This window comes from Trichocoleus sp. FACHB-46 (assembly GCF_014695385.1).
Taxonomy (GTDB): domain Bacteria; phylum Cyanobacteriota; class Cyanobacteriia; order FACHB-46; family FACHB-46; genus Trichocoleus.
The window spans coordinates 68,425-91,097 of the sequence record NZ_JACJOD010000028.1 but is presented as its reverse complement, the minus strand read 5'-3'; the positions used below and the strand labels follow the sequence as shown (position 1 = coordinate 91,097).

Genomic DNA, 22,673 nt, shown 5'->3' with positions numbered 1-22,673 from the left:
AGATGCAGTGCAGAAGATGTATATTCTGGCGCTAAACTCGTACCAATCTACGGCTCATAGATGAGCTAGCAATCGCTACCAACCAGGCAGCTTGGGGGAAGTACTAATTTGGCTCTAGGCCGAGTGCAAATGAGCGTGCTTGGCCTGGGAAAAATATAAACCAGTCGCTGCATTTACATTGAGGTTACTGATGGTTTACACGACTGCTCGCTTCCCGGATATTCAAACTCATTGGGCTCGTGCTTTTATTGAGAATTTGGCGCACCGTAACATCATTAAAGGGTTTGAGGATGGTACCTTTCGGCCCAACCAATCCATCACGCGGGCCGAGTTTGCGGCTTTGATGCAAGCGACCTTTCCCAAGCCCGCCATTCGTCCCTATGTGCCGTTTGTTGATGTGCCTACTACCCACTGGGCGCGAACAGCCATCCAGAAAACTTACGAAACGGGGTTTCTGTCTGGCTATCCCAATAATCAGTTTCAACCGAACGAAAAGATTATTCGGGCTCAGGTTTTGGTTTCCCTGGTGAATGGCTTGGGCATCAACAAAATGGTTGCGGCCGATCTCAAAGCGGCTCTACCAACGGTGTATCAAGATGCAGCTCAAATTCCCGGCTATGCGACTGAGGCGATCGCAGCGGCTACCAGTGCAGGGATGATCGTCAACTACCCAGACCTGAAGCGGTTGAATCCTGCCCAAGCTGCCACCAGAGCGGAAGTTGCCGCCCTGCTCTATCAGACCCTGGTGTATTTGGGACAAGCACCTGTCATTTCATCCAACTACATTGTGAATTATCAGCGCACTGCCGCCGTATCTCATACCAGGGAATTCCGCGGCGTGTGGGTAACATCGGTCTGGAACCGCGATTGGCCCTCTTCTTCAAAGCTATCTGTAGAGCAACAAAAGGCAGAGTTTGTCAGATTATTAGATCAGTTCCAAGCGTTGAACATCAATGCGGTGATTCTGCAAGTGCGACCAGAAGGAGATGCCCTGTATGCTTCACAGCTAGAGCCTTGGAGTAGCTGGTTAACCGGGACGCAAGGAAAAGCCCCAGAGCCGTTCTACGATCCTTTGGAGTTTGCGATCGCGCAATGCCATCAGCGCAATATGGAGTTTCATGCTTGGTTCAATCCCTACCGCGCTAGAACCGATAGACAAGACAAATCTTTAGCTGCTCCCCATATTGCGGTAACGCATCCAGAAGCCGTTCTACCGTATGGAGATGAGCTGTGGATGGACCCAGGAGCAAAAGTAGTCCAAGATTTGTCTTACAACGTGATTTTGGACGTAGTTCGCCGCTATGACGTAGATGGGATACATTTGGATGATTATTTTTATCCTTATCCGCTCGCAAATCAGCCATTTCCAGACGAGAAAACCTATCAGGCGTACCAAGCAAAAGGCGGTACACTCTCCTTGGGAGATTGGCGACGGGAGAATGTCAATCAACTGATTCAGCGCCTTGCCACCGGGATTCGAGCCACGAAACGTCATGTCAAATTTGGCATCAGCCCTTTTGGGATTTATCGCCCTGGACAGCCTCCCAAGGCTCAAGGATTAGATGCTTACGATCGCCTGTACGCCGATGCCCTAAAGTGGATGCAACAAGGTTGGGCCGACTATCTCGCCCCACAACTGTATTGGCGCATTGATGCTCCCGCCCAAAGTTACCCGATGTTGTTGCAGTGGTGGACCGAGCAAAACTCCCAGCGTCGGCACATTTATGTCGGCAACCACTTAAGTAAGTTAGATAGCATCAAGTGGCCTGTTGCAGAGGTCGAGCAGCAAATCGCCATCACTCGTAGCATGGCAGCTCAATTAGCCTTGGGCAATATCTTTTTCAGCGCCAAACCCTTGCTTGACAATCGTTTAGGCATTACAGACACTTTCAAAAATGCCCTCTATACCAAGCTTGCTTTAGCACCTGCAATGACTTGGTTGAGTAGCGATCGCCCCTCTCTCCCGATTAACCTGAAATTGCAAAATGGTACCCTCACTTGGAGCACCACAGCTAATAGTACAGTGCGATCTTGGACCCTCTATCAACAGTCAGGAGAAACTTGGACATTGCAGCGAATCCTACCGGCTGACACCAGAACTGTCACCCTCATACCTGGCACCTACGCTCTCTGCACTGTTGATAGATTAGCCAACGAAAGCGCTGGAGTGTTAATTACAGTGAAGTAAATTAGGCAGAGCAATGGTGCTGAGGCAACTTAGGTTCTGTTGAGGTTATGTCTAAGGAGGGTGAACAATCTAAGCTCGGCTGCGACAAGATCAAACAATACTCTAGCTTATTTGATTGTTACAGTGCGAGTTTTATTGGCTTCAAGTGTGAGCTTGAAACAGCCCCTACCTACAACATGAGTGCTTAATATGCCTAGCAATATCAAAGAGAAAATTACCCAAGATTTGCAACAAGTCAAATCTACTGGACAAGTGCGATCGGACCGCATCCGAGACATTGTCAAGTCGGCAGTTTCCCAAGTTAGCTCTGAAGTAAAGCAAGGTTCCGGTGAACTCCGGGATATTGTCAGAGATGCCATTTCTGCGGTTGTGGAAACCTTTCAAGAAAAAGGCGGTGAACTGAAAGAAGAAGTGACGGCTTCGTTGGAAGGCGCTATTGAGGGTGTGAGTGAGATAAGACGCCGCTCGATCGCTCAAACCCAATCGGAGATGAAGCAATTGGAAACCAGATTAGACAGCGAAGAGGCAGAACTGCAACAAGAAATCGATCGCCTCTTAGTTGATGTGGGTGAAGCAGACCACGGTGAGACTTCACCTAAGGTCAAGACAGCCATTACATCCGCAGTCGATAGCTTGCGAGATAGCGATGAAGTCTCTTTGATGAAAAAACGCTATGCTCAACTCCAAGCACAACTGGCAATTCTCCGAGCTAACTTAGCGGCTCGTTATGGTGGACGCACTGAAGATATCCAAGGATATTTAGACGAAGCCAAAAACTGGTATGACCGTTCTCGTCCTCAAGCGGAAGCGTTGGCTGAGCAAGTGGAGCAGAAGCGATCGCAGCTAGAGGAGCGCTTGGGAGATGCAGGGACAGCCGTAGCCAAAAAAGAGCGCCAAATTCGGCAAATTCTCAGTGAGCTACTGCACTCTGCGGGTGATGCTTTGCGTGAGAAAGAGCGTTCTAATAAGCGCTAATTTTGGTTCAATTTCTTTGTTAGAGATTAGATAAAAAAGAGGGCGATCGCTCTTCTGTTAACCAGAGGCGATCGCCCTCTTTTTTTACACGAAACCCTGTAAGGGCGAACGGCCATTCGCCCCTACGAGTTGCTAACTAGCGTTAATCAACTGGAGCAATCGCTGTAAGGAGATCTCTACCTGAGCAGGATAGTGGTTGAGGTCGTGGCCGAGGCTGTAGATTGCTTTCTCCAAAAGATACGCATTCAGCAGCACCTGTAGCTCCTGCTCGGTTTGAGGCACGAAAGGATGCTGAGCCGCAGTCTCAAGGTAGGTGTTGAGGAATGTAGCACTGACAGAACCATGCCAAAACTCCGTCCATTGCTCCATGAGAGCTAGGTTGTCGGCATGAATCAAGCCACCTTCAATTTCATTGCGCAGAGCTTGGTTAGCGGCGTAGTAGAAGGACTGGAGTATCCCTGCCACATCTCGTAAAGGCGATCGCTTCATCCGGCGTTCGCTCAGAGTTCGATTCGGTTCTCCCTCAAAATCAATAATGATGAAATCCTTCCCGGTATACAGCACTTGCCCCAGATGATAATCCCCGTGACAGCGGGTCCGCATCGCGGTAATTTTCTGGTTCAGAATGAGTTGGAAGCTATCCAGCGCTTTCTCCTGAAGATCACAAACAGACTGAGCCAGCGGTTGAACATCAGCGGATAAAGTGCCTAGGTTCTGCTTCAGCAACCGGAACACTTTCCCGGTCAAATTGCGCGCATATTGATAAATAGAGCGCTGATAGAATGTGGAGAAGGGTTCTGGTGCAAAGCTGGCATTCTCTAGATCAGAAGCTAGAGCACTGTGTAGTTCTGCGGTCCGCTGAGCCAAGAGCTGGACATTAGCCAGATAAGAACCAATCTTACTGAGGTGAGAGTCAGGCACTGTAGCTTTTTGCCAATCAAACAGCGTTCCTGAAGGAATTGAAATTTCCGTGATTGCTTCTGGTTGAATCAGAGCATGATCGAAATAATCCCGTAAACTATCGAGGGTGTAATCCCAACCGCTTCTGGTATCCAGAACAAATTCTTGCAACCTACCCAGAGTCATGGGTTCTTTATTGGGTTGGCGATACTCTAGAGCGCCTGCAACCGAAGCAAAATGCTCTAGACATTTCTTTTCTTCCAAAAAGATCCCAATTTCTAAATCCGGGTTAATACCCTCCTCAACTTTACGGAATAGCTTCAGAATCAAGCGATCGCCATAAATGATCGAGGTATTGTTGTGCTCTCCTTTCATCAGCGTTGGCTCTAGAGGAGCAGCATCAGCCGTTAAAGGAGAGAAGATATCGGTTGGTGTAGCCGCCAGTTCTCCTGCTGTCCCCTGATAGCGGTGATTTTTTGCTACTGCATCTAGGAGAGCTGTGAGGAAGTTTTTATCGGCTGTGGCATCAAATAAAACGCCGATGTCATCTTTGCCAGTAATATGTAGGCGGGCTACCACTAGTTGCGGATTATCAGCCAACAAATGGATTGCTTGATCTCCTTCTGCATAGCCCAGAGGAAGTAAGTAGGTTTCTGACTCTCCTTGAATATACTGCACTTGCAAGCAAAGGAGATGGGCTTCTCGGTCTTGGAAAGGAATCGCGATCGCCTCTTTAATGTGAACCGATTGCACCGTTTGTGCTTTACCAACAAACCAGCGGCAGGTATAGAGATAATTTGCTAGCACCGATTCCAAATAATCCCGTGAGTCGCGTTGGGATAACACCATCCGCCACTCACCCTGAACCGTCAATGTCGGTAGATCAGCTTGAGATTTTGGTGCTTGTAAGGCACTGGGTTGGGGTTGCAAGGTGAACCAGTAGAAAGCGTAAGGCCCGACGCTGAGGAAGTAGGAGGACTCCGTAATTGGGGGGAACTGTGTGCGACCAAAGATCTCTACAGGCATCATGCCTTGAAAGGCAGAGAGATCGATTTCTACAGTTTGCACAAAGCGGGATAAATTGGCGATGACTAGAATCGATTCGTCTTCGTAGGTACGAATGAAAGCCAACACCTTTCGGTTATCTGGGTGCAGCAGCTCAAAACTGCCCCGTCCTAAGGCTTGGTAGCGCTTGCGAGTAGCAATTAAGCGCTTCATCCAATGCCAGAGGGAATTGGGGTTAGCCCGCTGTGCCTCAACGTTGATGGCTTCGTAGTGGTACTCCGATTCGACAATAATCGGCAAATACATCCGATGCGGATTGGCACGGCTAAAACCAGCATTGCGATCGGCGCTCCATTGCATCGGAGTTCGCACGCCATTGCGATCGCCTACATAGACGTTATCCCCCATCCCAATTTCGTCTCCGTAATACAGCACCGGAGTTCCTGGGAGGGCCAGTAGCAAGCTGTTAAGCAATTCAATTTGACGGCGATCGTTCCCCAGCAAAGGAGCCAAGCGACGGCGAATGCCCAAATTCACTCGCATATCTCGATCTTGAGCATAGACGCGATACATATAGTCGCGGTCTTCATCCGTCACCATTTCTAGGGTTAATTCATCATGGTTACGGAGAAACAATCCCCACTGACAGTTATCTGGAATTGGCGGCGTCTGATGCAAGATATCGATAATCGGGAAGCTATCTTCCATCCGCAATGACATAAACAAGCGCGGCATCAGGGGGAAGTGGAAATTCATATGGCACTCGTCCCCATCGCCATAGTAAGCCGCCGCATCCTCTGGCCATTGATTGGCTTCCGCTAGTAGCATCCGGTTCGGATGTCTTTCGTCCACATACTGCCGCATTTGCTTCAGAAAGTCATGGGTTTCTGGCAAATTCTCACAGTTGGTACCTTCACGCTCGTAGAGATAAGGCACCGCATCCATTCGGAGGCCATCCACACCCATACTGAGCCAGAAATCCAACACCTCAAAAACGGCTTGCCGTACGGCTGGATTGTCATAGTTCAGGTCAGGCTGGTGGGAGTAAAAACGATGCCAATAGTAAGATTTTGCGATCGGGTCCCAAGCCCAGTTGGAAGTTTCAAAATCCTGAAAAATAATCCGAGCTTCCTGGTATTTTTCTGGAGTATCGCTCCATACATAAAAGTCTCGCTCTACGCTACCTTTTGGAGAGCGACGCGCCCGCTGAAACCAAGGATGCTGATCAGAAGTATGATTAACAATTAGCTCAATAATGACCCGAATGCCCCGCTGATGGGCTGCGGCCAGAAACTCCTGAAAGTCTTCTAGCGTGCCATAAATTGGGTTGACGTTGGTGTAGTCGGCAATATCGTAGCCATCGTCTTTGAGTGGCGAGGGAAAGAACGGCAGCACCCAAAGGGCAGTAGTGCCCAAATCCTGTAGATAGTCTAATTTCTCCGTCAGACCTCGAAAGTCCCCGATGCCATCCCCGTTACTGTCAGCAAAAGCCCGAACTGGCACCTCATAGATGATCGCGTTCTTAAACCATAAAGGTTCATCTTTGATCACTGAACGTTGCATCTTTTCCACAGTTCAATTCCCTATCGCCACTGTAATAAGGTAGAGAGTCTATCCCTAGCTTGCCAATAGCCTACAGGCTGAAACTTAAGGGGTATACAGTGTCTTGCCCATCACTATTTGGCTTCAGCCTCCCCTGCTCTTGCTATGGTCGGCATGCGATTACTCCTGAAGAAATAGATAGGTCTATACCAGAAGAAATAAATTCACAAAAAAATGGGCGATCGCTAAGGACCACCCATTTCTATCACTCCCTGATTACGTTGGTGTTGGTATTAGGCAGGATAAATGCGTAAGCGACGATGCGGTTCGGAGCCGAAGCTGCTGGACTGGAGTTGGTAGTGTTCTACTAGCTCATGTTGCATCTTACGGATATGGGCTGCGCGAGGCAGCAACTCCACAGGCTGGCCTTTAGGTAGCACAATTTGCTCTACTGCTAATCTGGCTTCCTCCAGGGCATCCATTTCATCGCCCTCATCATTTCTGTCAGCCGCTAGATCAAAATCAGGTTCAGCGATCGCTTCTAGCCCTGGCATCCCCAACACCTGACGTAACGTGCGGGTAATTTGAGGAGTTGTGTTGGACTTAATGGCATAGATTGGGATGTCGTGCGCTTGAGCTAGGTGCCGTAGGTTGGCATGCTTTCTCAGGTGCGATCGCAACGCCAAGATCGCTTCAGCTTCTGCCAACCCTTCAACCAGGACAACTGGTAAGTTCAGCATGCTGATCACCTGTTCCAACTGCTGACGACCTGTCCCGTAAAGGTAAAGCCGTAGCGGTTGATGGCCCGATAGCTCTAGAGCCTCTGTTGGTGGCAACTCACGATCAACTTCTGCTAAGCTCCTGCTTCTAGATAGATTTTGCGGAAAAGGCAGAAGCTGTCCTGTGCTTTGACTACTGGTTTTGCTAAATGAGTCATTTGCCGCAGGCGCATTGGGTCGTCTGACAGGCGATAGGCTGGGCACTTCTCGGGTAATCGTGACCTGACCCTCGTCATTGATAGTTCTGACTTGCGGGCTAGGTTGACGACCTCTGAGCAAAGCATCTACCGTATCTGCCACCGTTTCATGCACAACCCAACGCTGCCGCTCTAGCATCTCCACAGCAATGTCGAAAGTCGGGGGAGCTTTGCGTTCCAGGACGCTCTTTTGACTACCTCGCCGCCTGGCTTCTTCATCTCCCAGCGTCACAGACTGAATCCCGCCCACCAGATCGGAAAGGGTTGGGTTTTTAATTAAGTTCTCAATCTGATTACCGTGAGCGGTCCCTACGAGTTGCACGCCTCTTTCCGCGATCGTGCGAGCAGCCAAAGCTTCGAGTTCTGTACCAATTTCATCAATGACGATCACCTCTGGCATGTGGTTTTCCACCGCCTCGATCATTACTTGATGTTGCAGTTCAGGACGAGCCACCTGCATGCGTCTAGCGCGACCGATCGCAGGGTGAGGAATATCTCCGTCTCCAGCAATTTCATTGGAGCTATCAATGATCACCACCCGCTTATTCAAGTCATCTGCCAGAACTCGCGCAATTTCTCGCAAGGCTGTGGTTTTACCGACTCCTGGACGACCCAACATCAGAATTGACTGGCCTGTTTCCACCAGATCTCGAATCATCGCGATCGTACCGAAAATAGCACGACCTACCCGACAAGTAAGGCCGACAATTTCACCAGAGCGGTTTCTGATGGCGCTAATCCGGTGCAAGGTTTGCTCAATTCCGGCGCGGTTATCTCCCCCAAAGTCGCCTACGCGATCGATGCAGTCCTGAATTTGAGCCCGAGTCACTACCTGTTCAGAAAGATACTCGGCTTGGTGCGGAAAACGAGCTTCTGGTCGCCGCCCTAAATCTAAAACGACTTCAACTAAGCGATCGCACTCTGAATGTTGTTCTAAAACCTGTTGAATCTCCGAAGGCAAAATATTTAACAGTTTCTGGAGATCATCTGTAGTTTGCATGCTTCTATGTCAGCGTTGCTAGACGCAAATAAAAGAATTAGTAAAACCTGCTTGCCATCTCATCTAACATTGTGGCGATCGTCCCACTTTTTATCAGCCAGAGAGTACGACTACCCAAGTAGGGATTCCACCCCTGAGTCTCAGTTCTACCAATCTACCTCCCCAGATCTAGGGTTAGCCTCTACCGCTAAGTAGACGAGTAGACGGCAGATAATCATTAGGATGGCACATACTCAATTGCGGAGAGCTAAATGCTCGCACGTTTAATCAGATCCCTTAAGAAACGGCTTGGTATGACCAAAACTCAACCTCTTGGTCGAGCCAACTTGTCTGAAACAGATTCGTTTGACACCTTACCTACCCCTTGGCCGATCGCCCAAGTTGAAGAGGAAGAAGATCCTAAGGTTGTATAGCTCCGCTCCAATAGTTTTTCTCTAAGCGGTAGGGTGACTGCTCAAATAAATCCTCTCCATCAGCCTGACGCTTCAAAGGCGAGGGAGATTGTGTTAAATTTTCTACAAAGAAATAAAAGTAATTACCTAAAATTGATGAATCTGCTTCTAGGCGATCGCCCAGGGCACAAACTCTCTATTTCCCCACGACGCAGCGGAGTAAGTTGGGGTTGGTAAGAGCTTTGGGCGAGGCACCTGGCGTAGATTCCACCCAATACTTCTGGGCTGTCATGTAGTTGAGAATTGTGATAAATACCTATTTTGTTACCGAGAAATAACAGTAGTAGGGGTATAATCGCGTTAAATTAACAAAACTACACACGTAAAGTCCGGTTGTTCGGGTGAAGGAAAGGTGATAGAAGGAGTGGAACAATCTACCAGCAATTCCAAATTGCAACAACCCGATGGCACGGAAGAATCGGTAGGTTTCTCTCCGCCAGTCACTCCATTTGAATCGCCCATGTCCAACCCGGTCGTAACTGCACCTTTGTCCCAACGTACTACCCTGGCCAAACGCCTCTTTTGGAGTTTTGCCTTCGTTTTAACGACCACCGTCTCTGCGTCGATTGGTGCAAGTGTGGCTTTGCTGACTCCTTTAGCGCCGTCTTCGTCTCCAGAAGAGCAAAACGTATCTCTGAATAACCTGTGGCAGAAAGGGCTACAGTACAAAGTGTCTCGGCCAGTCAACATCTTGGTGATGGGGGTCGATCGCGTTCCTGGGGTGACGGGTAATTCCTCAGAAGTGTTTGACGGTCGTAGCGACACCATGCTGCTGCTGCATGTTGACCCCAAAGCTCAATCAGTCAGCATGCTCTCGATTCCCAGAGATACCCAGGTGGAGATTCCGGGAATTGGGATCACCAAAGTTAACCAAGCCAACGCTAGTGGTGGACCTGCTCTAACTGCGCGGGTGGTTAGTCGCACCTTAAATGATGTCCCAATTGATCGCTACGTTCGCGTCAGTACTGATGCTTTCCGCGAGATTGTAGACTTGCTGGGCGGTGTTGATGTCTTCGTTCCTACGCCAATGGCCTATGTAGACCAAACCCAAAAGCTAAAAATCGACTTGGCGCAGGGCTGGCAAACTCTAAATGGGGAACAAGCCGAGGGCTTTGCTCGTTTTCGCAACGATGCATATGGTGACATTGGCCGAGTTCAACGCCAGCAGGCCTTAATCAAAGCTCTACGCGATCGCCTCACCAGCCCTAGTGTGCTGCCGCGCCTCCCCAAGGCGATTCGCATCATGCGGAAGTACATTGACACCAACCTCAGCCTAGAGGAAATGCTATCTCTCATTGGTTTTGGTCTCAACTTAGAGCGCGACCAACTCAAGATGGTGATGCTACCCGGTCGCTTTAGCCAAGCCGATGAATACATTGCCAGCTATTGGCTCATGGACGATCGGGGGCGCGATCGCGTCATGCGAGAGTTTTTCAAAATCGACTCCAGCGGATTAGCTCTAGACAACCAATATCGCTTGGCTTCCGATGCCGCTCCCCAAGGCCTACGAATTGCTATTCAAAATGCCTCTGGACAGCCTGATCTAGGTAGTCGTGTGGCTCAACTGTTAGAGAACCAGGGTTTTCCAAACGTCTACATTGTGCAAGACTGGCCCGACCATCAACGCCAAACCCAAATCATCGTGCAGCAAGGTGACTTAGAAGGAGCAGCAGTTCTCAAAAAAGCGATCGGACTCGGTAATATTGAAGCCACTTCCACCGGAGATTTAGAATCTGACCTCACTATTCGCATCGGAGAAGATTGGCTGCAAAAGGGGATCTAGAACTCTGGGCTAGATTAGCTAGATTAGTTTGAGTAGAGCTTCGCCTCGCCTGAACTAATATCCAAGCGGTCTCGTGCTAGGTTGGGTGCAGAATGTCGGTGGCTGAAGTGGGATGAAAGTTGCAGATTTAATTACCTGGTTTGAAGCTTGGGCCAATCCAAGTTGGCAGGAAAGTTGGGATAACTGTGGCTGGCAAGTAGAGCCAGGAGTTCTCGATCAACCCGCCTACGTTTTAGTCTGCCTCACCCCCACGCTCAGCGTCATGCATGAGGCGATCGCCCTCCAACATGCCGGAATTCCAGTCAGCTTAATCTTTGCCCACCATCCGTTAATCTTTGGCCCCCTGAAATCGCTGAAAAAAGGTGACCCCATCGGGGATATGGCCCGCTTAGCCTTCACCCACCAAATTGGTATTTACACGGCTCATACTAACTTTGACCAGGTGAATCACGGTACAGCAGATGTCCTAGCCGAAGTTTTGGATTTGGCTCAGGTTGCCCCGATTGTGCCGACGCAAAATGGCTTTGGTTACGGACGAGTCGGCTTACTTGAACCAGCACTTTCCTTACAAGATTTGCTCGCCCGAATTCAAACTCAGCTTGCACCCCCTGAGTTGATTTTTTCGCCTACGGCTGATCTGCATCAATCAATTCAAAAGGTAGCCGTTTTGGGAGGCTCGGGCGCGAGCTATATTCCCGCTGTGGTCAAGACGGGAGCGCAAGCCTACCTCACCTCGGATTGCAAGTTTCACCAGTTTCAAGAAAGTCGCGATCGCGGCCTAATTTTGATTGACGCGGGGCACTACGCCACCGAACGCCCCGCCTGTGCTCGCTTAGTCGAAAAATTGCGGGTACTAGGGCTGGAATGGGTGCAACTCAGCAGCGAAGACGAAGACTTTCGGCAGTTTTACCATCATTAAATTGGTAATAATTTTGATGGCTGTGGGTTTTGCTTCCACTACTACAGCTCGTTAATTTACTTGCCAAACAACTTGTCAGCAGCTCGGCCAGTGGCATACTGTAACGGATACTCTGGTTATGAGGCTGTTTGGGAGAATTGTATTCATGGCTTATTTCTGGTTTAAAGCATTTCATATCATCGGCGTCGTAGTTTGGTTCGCCGGACTTTTCTATTTAGTGCGTTTATTCATCTACCACGTAGAAGCCGAAGAAAAGCCAGAACCCGCCCGTTCCATCTTGCAAGAGCAGTATGCCCTGATGGAAAAGCGCCTATATAACATCATCACCACGCCCGGAATGGCGGTGACAGTGGCAATGGCGATCGGCATGCTCTATACCCAACCGGATCTGTTACACGATCGCTGGTTGCACTTCAAGTTGGGATTCGTCGCTATTCTGCTGGTCTATCACCATTACTGTGGTCGCTTGCTCAAACAATTGGGTAAGGGGGAATGCAAGTGGAACAGTCGGCAGTTGCGAGCCTTAAATGAAGCCCCAACGCTGCTGCTAGTCGTAATTGTGATGCTGGCAGTGTTCAAAAACAGCTTGCCCACCGATGCTACAGCCTGGGTAGTGGTCGGCTTAGTGGTTACAATGGCTGCCACAATCCAGCTTTATGCCAAGATCCGCCGCAAAAACGAAGAGAAACTAGCTGCCGCTGTTACCCAAACAACGGACAACTCTTTACCCGCTAATTCTTAAAGAGAACGAAGCAAATACTTATCAAAGTTTCCAACTTGAGTTGATCTCTCCAATCCCTCTCCGCAACGGAGGGGGATTTTGAGTTTTGGTTCCTTCCCGTATTGCTCTCCTCCGGTACAAGCGAAGGGGAGCTGTAAATCTTTATTCTTGATCTACTTCGATTCGGGCGAGTCCTGTGCCTGGGTAGTAGGTGCCTAAAATTTGGCGATAATCATATCCTTCCTCCGCCAACTTCAAGGCTCCTAATTGGCTCATTCCTCGGCCCCCATGCGCATCAATCACAATGTCATCAGAAGCGGCATAGAGCGACTCTACAATCCCACCGCGATAACTAATAAATTCTCCCGCAGTTTCATTCACCGCTTGATAAGTCCTGTCTGCTTCTTTTTCGGCACCCGCATAGACTTGGTACTGCTCATCATCCCCTATGTGATAAAAGTCGGTTGCAGGTTTGAAATAATAAGTCAAAGCATAAGAGCGGGCTGCGATCGCCTGAGCTTTCAGAGCCGCCATCGGCCAACTCGGAGAAACCTCAGCGCCAACCACACTGTAGAGATAATCTCGCAATAGAACATGGTTCACCGCTAACAAACCGCTAGGTCGCACCATCAGCAGCAAACGGCCCCGGTACCAGCGATCGCCCACGTAGACCAAACCTCCTTCTGTGGGTTCAATATAAACCGCACTGGGAAGCTGCCATGAATTTAAGGTGATGCCTGACCCATCGAGCTGAGCAGTATAAGCAGATTCGGCAGGTAGCTCCCGGAGCACTTGACCATTGGTGTCTAGAATAACTCCAGGTGTTGAGGTGCCGACAGCTAAAGAGTTAGCTTCTACTGCGATCGCCACCTGGATCTCCAGCACACTATCGATTGCTGTGGAGGACTTAGCAGCTGCCAATCTCTCTGCGGCACTAGCACTGATGGGTGCTGCACTAGCCTGGGCAGAGGTTTTCTGTTGCTTGGCAGGAGCCGTAGACTTAGCTTTAGCTTGTGGTTTGGGATTTTTAGCGGCAGAGGCAGGACTAGTGTTGGCGGCTGGCTTGGCAGGACTTCCAGACTTCTGAGTAGATTTTTTGGGAGAGGCAGTCGGCGTTTTTACGACACTCTTAGCAGCAGTTGGCGTTGTAGTGGGAGACGGAACTGCAAGATTGGCAGTCGGTGAAGCCGAAATGACTGTTGAAGTTTCTTGAGCGACTGGGGCACTTTGGCGACTTTGGCTGATCAACAAAATGCTCACGAGCGGCACCATACCTAGCACTGGAATTAGTGGCCAAGGGCGGCGTTGGATCAAGCTAAAGATAGGCTTTACCATAGAACGGCTCAAGGTCTGGACTCCTATTTAACTGTTGGGCCTATAGCTATTTATTCCTACGGTTTTCAACTATAACTCGGCTTTTGAATCAGTTACACTAAGGCTCCGCCACAGCTAGATCCACTTCCAGCGGTACAACCATAACAGAAATTGGCAGTACGGACAGCTTCAATTACATCTAGAGTCCCAGCTTCCAGTAGCTTTGCGACGCTCAACATTTTTCCAGCGCCAGTTCTAGCGGGCAGGTTTTCCATTTGGTTAAAATCGCAGTCGTAAATATTGCCTAAATAATCAATTGAGAGTTCGTTGCGACACATTAAATTGGCTAAAGTAGCAGGGTTGAAGTTGTCTTCTAAAAACTGCAAATAAGGCTGATGCAGATGACGATGCTCTAGGTGAAACTTGGTTCGACCAATGGGCAGGTTGGTGATTGTGAATAGTTGGTTGAATTGAATTCCAAACTGCTCTTTGAGATAGGTTTTATAATCCTGCTCTAGTTTCTGTTGATTAGGTGTGAGTGAGAACTTCTCAGTGGTCGGAATTGGCGGGTTATAAACTAAATCCAGAATTAAGTTGGGGTTGTCGCCATACCCCAATTGATTGAGCTTTTGCAGAGCTTGAATAGAGCGATCGAACACCCCATTGCCCCGCATTTTATCTACGTTGTCTGCTTGATAGCAGGGTAGGGAAGCCACTATTCTGACTTGATGTTGAGCAAAATATTCAGGCAAATCTTCAAATCCTGGCTCAAAACAGATGGTCAGGTTAGAGCGCACAATCACCTCTTTACCTGTCGCTCTTGCCGCTTCGACTAGAGGCCGAAAGCCATAGTTCATCTCTGGAGCCCCACCCGTCAAGTCAACGGTTTTAATTTGAGGGAAGCGGTACATCACTTCAATCAATTGTTGACAAACTTCTGCTGTCAGTTCTTCTGTACGTTTTGGCCCCGCTTCCACATGGCAATGACTACAAGCTAAATTGCAACGCCTGCCTAAATTAATTTGGAGAACGCTAATGGATTGCTTGGTGAGGGGCGCACCCAGCTTTTGCGCGAAAGGAGTCACGGTTTTAGGACTTGATTGTGATTGAATCATCCTCTTTTCCTTTGGAGTTTCCTGAGCTAAGCGATCGCAACAGTAATCATCCTCACAACCCGTAATTAGGGAGTGATTCGTCAAGCTATCGATGGAGCAGCAAATAACTTCCTGCACTAATAGAGGCTGCGATCGGTAAAGTTAAAATCCAAGACAGCAGAATTTGATAAAACACCTGCCAGTTCGCTTGGCGAGAAATTAAACCACCACCAAAAATCGAACCCACTGAAACATGCGTCGTTGATACAGGTAAGCCATAGCGACTCGCAGCAATCACTAGGGCGGCTGTGACCAAGTTGGCCGAGAAACCTTGTCCCGCATTCATGTTGGTAATTTTTTGGCTCATTGTGATGGCAACTTTTTTAGCGTTGATTAAGCCACCGATCGCCATTCCTAAGCCAACTGCCAGCATGCCCCACTGCACGGAGAAGGCTTGCCCAACCAAGAGCAAGGAGACAATTTTAGGTGTATCATTCAAGCCCCTAGCAAAGCTAACCGTCCCAGCACTGAAAAAGTGGAGGGCATTAATCAGTTGTTGACTTTTTACCCCTAGAAACTTACCTGTATAGCGCTGCGTACAACGGTCCAAGGAATCTACCGCAATGTCAGTGGTCGTCACACACTTGAGCAGATTCGTGGCATCTGGTTGCGGAATCGGAATCACCTGCTGAGTCTCTCCCACGCACAAACACCACTCTTTCTTAATGCCAAGGGTTACTCGCAAAGTCCGAAACAGCCCGTACAATAAGCTTCCCAGCACGATCGCCAGGACAGGACTGACCAATAAAGGCAGCAAAAACGAGCTTCCTAGGGCACCAAAATTTACCTGGCTACCGATCGCGACTAACCCAGCACCTACTAAGGCACCTGTTAAACCATGAGTGGTAGAAATGGGAAATCCGGTGAAGGTGGCTAGGATGACCGTGATTCCTGCCCCTAAAGCTACAGCTAAGTGAAAGTCAGCGGCACTGGCGATCGCATCAGGCACTAGCCCCTTACCAGAGAAGTTTTTGAGTAGGGTTGCCGCTAAAAAAATTGAACAGATTGACCCTAAAAATGTCGTTAGGGTAGCCCAAGCGATCGCGACTTTGTAGCTGGTGGTTTTGCTGCCAAATAGAGTAGCAACTCCTTTGAAGTTGTCATTGGCTCCATTGGAATATGCAAGAAAGCAAGTAGCTAAAAATAGCACAAACAAAAGCATGAGGCTTGTCTCTAACGATCCACCTAACAGCAACCACCACCGTCATAATGCCAAGTGGATGAAGTCACAATCACATCCGGAATGGTGGCTGCAAGTTTGGCAGCGGTTTTGTCGCATACGGCTGCGGGGAGACCGCGTTGTAATACGTGCCCTGCTTGGTCGTCAAAAAAGGGTTCTAACCCCGTATAGATGGCGGTTTTCCCTGTAAAAATGCAGGCTCCATCATCCGGAATTGACACTTTAAAGGAAACTGAATCGAGACTTTCTAATAAGAGATGTTCCTCTAAGCCATAGCTTTGGCGATCGAGCAGACGGTAAGGACGACGCGCCCGAATTTCTACCTGCCCAAAGCCAGCCTGAACAAGATGCTGAACATAGCGTTCATAAGTTAAGGCTCCAGATAAGCACATAGCCCGTAGACGCTCATCTTGCTGTAGATGCTCTGGAATGGGCCGCGTGGCGATCGGATCACTCATCAAGAGACGACCACCCGGTTTCAGGACTCGATAAACTTCTTGAAGTGCTTTAGCTAGATCGGCAGGTTCAAAAATATTAAACAGACAGTTTTGGGCCACTACATCTACAGAAGCATCGGCAACGGGTAGATGAAAAGCATCTCCTTCCCGAATTTCCACGAAGCTAGGGTCAAACCAGTCATTTTCTTGGGCAGCCATCTGTAGATTTTGGCGAGCCGCTTCCCGCATCATCTCAACCGGATCGACCGCGATCACCGCTCCGGGCTGGCGAGAGAAGTAGGCAAATTGCAGTGCCTCTAAACCGCCCCCCACCCCGACATAAAGAACAGTGGGGTTACCTGCTAGTTCTGTTGCATGTACGGTGGTCCCACAACCATAGTTCATCTCCTGCATCTTGCCAGGAATGTTTAGACCAGGCAGTTGCAAGGGGCTACTTTGCACGCAGCAAAGCCCCACCTGTGGCGTTTCTGCCACTTCACTATAAAACTGTGCAACTGATTCAAGATAACTCACAGAAACCCTCTCTCGTGATGTGACCTCAGTAGCTCATGGCTACGATTTCACCCGGTTAATTTTGTTGGTTAGATGGACTTTCTCAGCCCTACCTAAACCCACAAATTCGCTGTGGTGAATGACTACTTCTGGTCAGTGTAACGTCAGAAATACGTTTAGCGTGCGGTTAAATTAGCTTGATGCTTTGATTCAATGGGAGCGATACCATCGAGCTAAGCGATCGCGCGGTACTCCCAAAAAGTAAGCCAAGATGATCAATTGATTGAGCAGTGTGGTTCGGAGCACGCCGAGTCTTGCCCAACGGCGACCAGAGGTGATAACTGGCTCAGGAACGATCGCGATTGCCCCCTTTTGCTTCAACCGTTGCATCAGCTCAAAATCTTCCATAATTGGCAAATCAGCAAAGCCACCCATTTGCTGAAAGGTTTTGGCTCGGAGAAACATAGCTTGGTCGCCGTAGGGCATTTGCCCGTAGCGCGATCGCCAATTCACTAACCGCTCAATCAGCCGTATTCCTGGTAATGCACTATTAATACTGAGGGCAAACGCTCCAGCAATCACTCCTGGGGAAATTAAATCTTGCCGAATTTGGGTAGCAAAATCAGCAGGTAAAAGCGTGTCTCCATGCAGAAACAGCAACACTTCTCCAGTGGCAACCTTTGCCCCAGCATTCATCTGCTGAGCGCGGCCTGGGGCAGTCGTGATTACCTTGGCTCCCAGTGATTGCGCGATCGCCACTGTCTCATCCTGGCTGCCACCATCTACCACAATAATTTCTGCCTGCGACACTTGCTGAGCCGCCGTTAAAGTTTGGGCGATCGCAGCAGCTTCGTTAAGCACCGGAATAATAATCGAGATTTTCTCGTTACCAAGCTGAGTAATAGATGATTGGCTGACTCGCTCCCAAATCGCTAAATCTTCAGGGCGATCAATATCATCTAGAGGCGGTAAAGAACCAACCGATAAATCATGCTGTTGGGCGATCGCGATCGTTTGTTCCCAAACGCGATCGGTGCTCCAGGTAATACCTTGAAATAATTTTGGGACAAGTCGCCGCAAACCAATCAAGTAATAGCCACCATCGGTAGCAGGGCCTAACACTAAATCATGCTGCTGTAATTCCTGAAGTGCTTTGCCGAGAATGATCGCATCTAAATCGGGGCAGTCAATTCCCACAATCACCACGCGCTGCATCCCGGCTCGAAAGGCAGATTGGAAAGCCTGGGCCAGCCGTTGTCCTAAGTCTCCTTCACCTTGCGATCGGTAAGTCAAATCGTGTCCTAACCAGGATCGCATCAGACCGACATTACCACCTGTGAATCGCACCTCTAAATCAATGAGTAAACTTGCCTGGAGCAGTTGGGCTTGCGCCAATGTATGTTCTGTCATGCGCTGTTGCAAAATCGCTGCTCTCTCTGGCCCTAACGCCGGAATCAGTCGCGTTTTCGTTTTGCTAGGTTCAGGGTAACGCGTAAAAATAATCAGGCGTTCTCTCACTGCTGTCGCCACTCAGTACAGCTACTTATCCTACACTGGCGCAATTGATTAAGTTTCTCCAGGCAAAACTCTCTGTTAGCTGGAAATGTAATATAGCGATTCTTAAATGCGGTGTGCCTCTCACAACTCGCCAACTTCATAAATCATTTAGAACTGCTGTATGCCTAGTGCCAATCGGTTTGATGCTCTCCACAATCACCTAGTCAGGTAATTCAGTAGGATGAGGCACCATTTGTTGTCCATTTGTAGGATAATAGCCACAATTATTTTCTGAGGAACAATCGCACTACATCATTAACTTTTAAGATAATTTTTCAAACTGTAAAATTTCAGTAGAGAATAGTCGGCTTACTGTTCTATTGTCTTCACCTGTTTTAAGATATCAACTTGCGATCGCTCAATCAGCAATCGGTATTTCATCAAGATTGCTCATTACTATAAAGCTTCAACATAGAGTTTAAAGACAAGTGATCTGTTTGGCACCAAAAGTGATAACTTGTCCTAACAGCAAGCGCTTACATACAGCTTGATTCAAAATTACTCAACCAAAACTGTTGCCAGGAAAGGAGGTGAATATTCCATGATTGAAACCGGACGCAGTAAAGCTCAACTCATTAACTTTCTGCAAGACGAACTCGCAGTTTCCGCTGCTTCCATGTCGCTGGCTCTACGACGATGTGAGCAGGAATCTGGTTCGCTGCCCATTATCCTTTGGCAATACGGCCTCATTTCCCTGGAGCAACTAGAACAAGTTTTTGACTGGCTAGCTAGTGCGCCTGTCTGAAGTCTCTTGGAGATGATCAGGTCGCTAGATTAGTACCGACGCGATCGCACTTTATGCCTGCCCAAATTAGATCTGGCCAGACTTAACTTGACCGAACTCAAGAATATATTGGGCAGTGAGCTGAGGCTTTTCTAAATGCGGCACATGACCACATTCGGGAATCCAAACAAGCTTACTGTTAGCGATCGCCTGATGGAATTGAGTGGCGTCTTTAGTTCCCAGGATCTTGTCAGCCTCTCCCCACAAAATCAGCGTCTGCTGCTGAATGTGCGCTATTTTGTTGCTGAAAGAACCATAACCGCCACTTTGAGTAAAAGCAGCAAGTGCCTCACGCCAACCAGGTACTTCGAGGTGTAGGGCTGCACAGAGTTGAGCGTCTGGAGAAGCAAAGGTGGGGTCGTAGTAGGCGGTGCGGCTAATGCGATCGCGAACTTTGGGACTGCGAAGAATTCCTGCGGCCAGATGGGCTATGGGTGTTACTAAAAACTTGCTCAAGGCTGGCCCACTTCTAAAGCCTGCACTATCAATCAGTACCAGCTTTTGCACGCATTCGGGGTAGGCGAGCGTGAAATCTATAGCGGCGGCTCCTCCCATCGAAGCGCCGACTAGAATCACAGGCTGATTAATCAGAGTTTTCCAGAAGGAATAGAGGTGAGTCTTGATTGCCGTGGGGCTGAAGGGATGGCCTGCCGTGCGATTGGTAAAGCCAAATCCTAATAAATCTACAGCCCAGGTTTCAGATTGAGCCGTTAGAAGGGGCAGAAGCCGACGAAACTCAAAAACAGAGCTGTCAAAGCCGTGCAGTAACAAAATTGGAGTGCCACCACTACCCTGATGAACATAGGCTGTCGCGATCGCCTGTGAGCATAGGGGTGTAAGAATATCTTGGCATTCGATGCTTTGGGCTAGAGCAATCGAAGCGGGTTCCGTCAGGTTTTTAGCTAGGGGTGGAAGAAAACTGGTGAGCATAAGCTCCAGTTTACCTCGCAACCTGGTCAATTTTGGTAAATCTCAGCCAAAGTAAGAGTTTAAGAATGGTATAGAGCTTAAAAGCTCAAAGGCCAAGTTTGCAGGTAGCGACTACAGATCCAAATGTGCACTAAGGGCCGTTTAGTTAGTGGGAGCTGGGCAGGGAATTGGTTCTGGGGCAGCTAACGCCAAGATGTGATAGCAAGAAGGAGTTTCTTCACCTAAAACTTCGTTCAGTCTGTCTCTGATTAGAGTATGCAGGTCACGAATCGAATCACCAAAATCATGCTTGATATGCAGCAAACCTGTCCGTTGTTGGTAGTCCCGGCCATATAACGCAATGAAGTAGGTGTAGCGTTCTTGGTTGGGAGCGTCCAAAACAAAATCTCTCATTGGTTTCTCCTGCGGATTAGGTAAATCCAGTTGTTGCGGCTGAGATACTTGGATAGCGGGGGCAGCCTGGTTATAGAGTGTTGCGATTCTTTTTCTTGGCTCTAGAAGCGATTGCTGCGCGATTCCTTAACTGTCTTGAGATTAAAACGATCTGGCTTGAACCTCTACTGTATTTCTACTCTGGTAAGTAGCGAGTCTCTAGTCTCTTTGTGTAGAATTCGGTAGTTTTACGCCCTCATCTTTAGAGATACCTGAGTAAGGCCTTGATTAAATCCACACCTGCATTAATGTGTTTTCCGGAGGATTTGCAGCGCGATCGCTCTTTATTTAAGCCTCAAACTGCTGTGCTGGCTAATTTTGAGCAATTGTCCACCTTGAAGCGGTTAGCAAGACGGACACCAAAAGAGATCTCCTTCAACTTTATTTCTGCCGCCGGGTACATGGTATCGCATTTAGCAGTTTTGGAGAACTTCAAAATACTGAACTATAGCGACTCTTTACACTAGCTAGCCAATTATGACAGCCAGTGGATCTGTGTACTGCAACTTTATCGCCGCAGCCGTGATTTGGTAGAAATTAGGCACTGCTTGGGGTAAAACTGCGATCGCTCTATATATCTTTGTCTATGATTTATCTCGCGCAATTAGCTGAATTTCTAAATCAATTCTTGCGAGTTCATCAATTTGAGCTTGATCCTGGTGGTATTTATCGACCTTCAAATCTTCCAATTCAGCGCTTAGGCTTAGCTTTAGAGCCTTGGTCCGATTTGGCAGAATGGGTAACTGAAACAGAGATAGATGCGTTATTTTTGCATCGGCCTTGGAAGCTTGAAGGAGATCAACTTCCGGCGCATGTAGGAGTAGTAGCCTACCACTTAGCCTTCGATGAGCAGATGACTATTGGCTTTAATCCTTTGCTCGCCAACACTTTGGGCCTCTTTGATCTAGAAGTCTTGGGCCAAAAAGCTGGACGACCGATCGGCATGTTGGGTAGTACTTCATCTCAGTGTCTTGAAAGTTTTTGCGATCGCGTACAACAAGCATTTGGCGGCTGCGAAGCAGTAGAAAGAGGTTTACCCCAGACAGTCACAAAAGTCGCGGTTGTGGGAGCTATGACAGAGGATTTAGTGCGAGATGCCAAAACACGTGGCGCAGAGATTTACATTACAGGGCAGTTTCGCCAGCCAGCCCGCTCTGCTGTTTTAGAAACGGGGATCAATGTCATTGTGGTAGGGCATCGTCGTAGTGAGGAGTGGGGATTGCAAGCGTTAGCTGGAGTTCTACGCGAGCGCTGGCTAGAGTTGCAGGTCATTTTACCCCCATCTTAAGTAGTATTTTTGTACTATCAAGATCACCTTCTTCTGGAAGACGGCTGTTCTTCTTAAACCCTTTATAAAAGAAGTGGCCAGGTCGCTAGGTGAGCCTTAGCCGAGGCACCAAGTAGCGTTCTCAACCAAAATTGATCTCCCAGGGAATTTGAATTTATGCCAGTTGAAGAACTCCGTAAAAGCAAGATGATGGTGCATCTCTTAGATGCTTTAGATGCAGGCCAGGATATTGGTCACTATGGCAAGTTGACATTCGCCATGATCGCGCGTCACTTTATGGAAGAAGACGAACTGATCAGTTATTTGCAAAAAGCGCCTGATTGCAGCGAAACCGATGCCAAAGTGTTGTTTCAGCAAGTGCAGGGCAAAGACTACAATCCACCCAAACGCGAGCGCATTTTGGAATGGCAACAGCAGCAAGACTTCCCCATTTGCCCAGATGCCAATGATCCCGACGCTTGCAATGTGTATAAGGAGCTAGAGTTTCCAGAGCATGTCTATGAGCATATTTCCAGCTACTACGCGCACAAGTCAGAAACTTGATGGGAGTTGCATTAGCTGGGGAGCTCATGAAAAAACAAATTCTCTAGGTTGCAACGTTTACTATTGAAGCTGGGGCAATT

General features: G+C 48.5%; 18 protein-coding genes. 9 read left to right on the top strand and 9 right to left on the bottom strand.

The window, feature by feature from the left end; translation table 11 throughout:
- The first annotated feature begins 190 nt into the window (after nucleotides 1–190).
- Nucleotides 191–2,188 (top strand): family 10 glycosylhydrolase, encoded by a 1,998-nt coding sequence (locus H6F72_RS15900; RefSeq protein ID WP_190437487.1) that lies wholly within the window; start codon nucleotides 191–193, stop codon nucleotides 2,186–2,188.
- Nucleotides 2,189–2,377: 189 nt separating this feature from the next.
- Nucleotides 2,378–3,163 (top strand): histidine kinase, encoded by a 786-nt coding sequence (locus H6F72_RS15895; protein ID WP_190437483.1) that lies wholly within the window; start codon nucleotides 2,378–2,380, stop codon nucleotides 3,161–3,163.
- A 132-nt stretch (nucleotides 3,164–3,295) separates the two neighbouring features.
- Here H6F72_RS15895 and treS read toward each other — a convergent pair whose 3' ends face one another.
- Entirely contained in the window at nucleotides 3,296–6,631 is a 3,336-nt protein-coding gene (treS, locus tag H6F72_RS15890; RefSeq protein ID WP_190437480.1) for a maltose alpha-D-glucosyltransferase, read from the bottom strand.
- Between the two features lie 272 nt (nucleotides 6,632–6,903).
- On the bottom strand, nucleotides 6,904–8,586 hold the full coding sequence (locus H6F72_RS15885; RefSeq protein WP_190437477.1) for a R3H domain-containing nucleic acid-binding protein: 1,683 nt from the start codon (nucleotides 8,584–8,586) through the stop codon (nucleotides 6,904–6,906).
- Nucleotides 8,587–9,390: 804 nt separating this feature from the next.
- Between H6F72_RS15885 and H6F72_RS15880 the strand changes: the two genes are divergently transcribed.
- The 3 genes from H6F72_RS15880 (at nucleotide 9,391) to hemJ (ending at nucleotide 12,482) form a co-directional block, all read left to right on the top strand.
- The gene (locus H6F72_RS15880; RefSeq protein ID WP_348252312.1) at nucleotides 9,391–10,821 is read left to right on the top strand and encodes an LCP family protein; all 1,431 of its coding nucleotides are present in this window, start codon (nucleotides 9,391–9,393) and stop codon (nucleotides 10,819–10,821) included.
- 112 nt (nucleotides 10,822–10,933) lie between these two features.
- Complete coding sequence (locus H6F72_RS15875) at nucleotides 10,934–11,740, top strand: Nif3-like dinuclear metal center hexameric protein (protein ID WP_190437475.1); 807 nt, start codon at nucleotides 10,934–10,936, stop codon at nucleotides 11,738–11,740.
- A 145-nt stretch (nucleotides 11,741–11,885) separates the two neighbouring features.
- Nucleotides 11,886–12,482 carry a protoporphyrinogen oxidase HemJ gene (gene hemJ, locus H6F72_RS15870; protein WP_190437473.1) on the top strand — a complete coding sequence of 199 codons (597 nt, stop codon included), beginning with the start codon at nucleotides 11,886–11,888 and terminating at the stop codon, nucleotides 12,480–12,482.
- A gap of 141 nt (nucleotides 12,483–12,623) precedes the next feature.
- Here the strand turns inward: hemJ and H6F72_RS15865 are convergent, their stop codons facing one another.
- The 5 genes from H6F72_RS15865 to H6F72_RS15845 all read right to left on the bottom strand — a co-directional run bounded on the left by H6F72_RS15865 (nucleotide 12,624) and on the right by H6F72_RS15845 (nucleotide 18,589).
- On the bottom strand, nucleotides 12,624–13,796 hold the full coding sequence (locus H6F72_RS15865) for a SpoIID/LytB domain-containing protein (protein WP_190437472.1): 1,173 nt from the start codon (nucleotides 13,794–13,796) through the stop codon (nucleotides 12,624–12,626).
- A 92-nt stretch (nucleotides 13,797–13,888) separates the two neighbouring features.
- Nucleotides 13,889–14,890 (bottom strand): arsenosugar biosynthesis radical SAM (seleno)protein ArsS, encoded by a 1,002-nt coding sequence (gene arsS, locus H6F72_RS15860; protein WP_190437471.1) that lies wholly within the window; start codon nucleotides 14,888–14,890, stop codon nucleotides 13,889–13,891.
- Between the two features lie 85 nt (nucleotides 14,891–14,975).
- The gene (locus H6F72_RS15855) at nucleotides 14,976–16,091 is read right to left on the bottom strand and encodes an inorganic phosphate transporter (RefSeq protein WP_190437470.1); all 1,116 of its coding nucleotides are present in this window, start codon (nucleotides 16,089–16,091) and stop codon (nucleotides 14,976–14,978) included.
- Nucleotides 16,092–16,114: 23 nt separating this feature from the next.
- Nucleotides 16,115–17,080 (bottom strand): arsenosugar biosynthesis arsenite methyltransferase ArsM, encoded by a 966-nt coding sequence (gene arsM, locus H6F72_RS15850; protein ID WP_190437469.1) that lies wholly within the window; start codon nucleotides 17,078–17,080, stop codon nucleotides 16,115–16,117.
- 189 nt (nucleotides 17,081–17,269) lie between these two features.
- The gene (locus H6F72_RS15845; RefSeq protein ID WP_348252311.1) at nucleotides 17,270–18,589 is read right to left on the bottom strand and encodes a TIGR04283 family arsenosugar biosynthesis glycosyltransferase; all 1,320 of its coding nucleotides are present in this window, start codon (nucleotides 18,587–18,589) and stop codon (nucleotides 17,270–17,272) included.
- 568 nt (nucleotides 18,590–19,157) lie between these two features.
- Here H6F72_RS15845 and H6F72_RS15840 point away from each other — a divergent pair.
- The gene (locus H6F72_RS15840; RefSeq protein WP_190437468.1) at nucleotides 19,158–19,361 is read left to right on the top strand and encodes a DUF2949 domain-containing protein; all 204 of its coding nucleotides are present in this window, start codon (nucleotides 19,158–19,160) and stop codon (nucleotides 19,359–19,361) included.
- Nucleotides 19,362–19,427: 66 nt separating this feature from the next.
- Here the strand turns inward: H6F72_RS15840 and H6F72_RS15835 are convergent, their stop codons facing one another.
- The gene (locus H6F72_RS15835) at nucleotides 19,428–20,330 is read right to left on the bottom strand and encodes an alpha/beta fold hydrolase (protein ID WP_190437467.1); all 903 of its coding nucleotides are present in this window, start codon (nucleotides 20,328–20,330) and stop codon (nucleotides 19,428–19,430) included.
- 141 nt (nucleotides 20,331–20,471) lie between these two features.
- Complete coding sequence (locus tag H6F72_RS15830; protein WP_190437465.1) at nucleotides 20,472–20,723, bottom strand: hypothetical protein; 252 nt, start codon at nucleotides 20,721–20,723, stop codon at nucleotides 20,472–20,474.
- A gap of 263 nt (nucleotides 20,724–20,986) precedes the next feature.
- On the opposite strand from H6F72_RS15830, the gene H6F72_RS15825 reads away from it, so the two are divergent.
- The 3 genes from H6F72_RS15825 to H6F72_RS15815 all read left to right on the top strand — a co-directional run bounded on the left by H6F72_RS15825 (nucleotide 20,987) and on the right by H6F72_RS15815 (nucleotide 22,593).
- Complete coding sequence (locus H6F72_RS15825) at nucleotides 20,987–21,229, top strand: hypothetical protein (RefSeq protein WP_190437463.1); 243 nt, start codon at nucleotides 20,987–20,989, stop codon at nucleotides 21,227–21,229.
- 119 nt (nucleotides 21,230–21,348) lie between these two features.
- Nucleotides 21,349–22,050 carry a Nif3-like dinuclear metal center hexameric protein gene (locus H6F72_RS15820; RefSeq protein WP_190437785.1) on the top strand — a complete coding sequence of 234 codons (702 nt, stop codon included), beginning with the start codon at nucleotides 21,349–21,351 and terminating at the stop codon, nucleotides 22,048–22,050.
- A gap of 156 nt (nucleotides 22,051–22,206) precedes the next feature.
- Entirely contained in the window at nucleotides 22,207–22,593 is a 387-nt protein-coding gene (locus tag H6F72_RS15815) for a hypothetical protein (RefSeq protein WP_190437460.1), read from the top strand.
- Nucleotides 22,594–22,673: the final 80 nt, after the last annotated feature.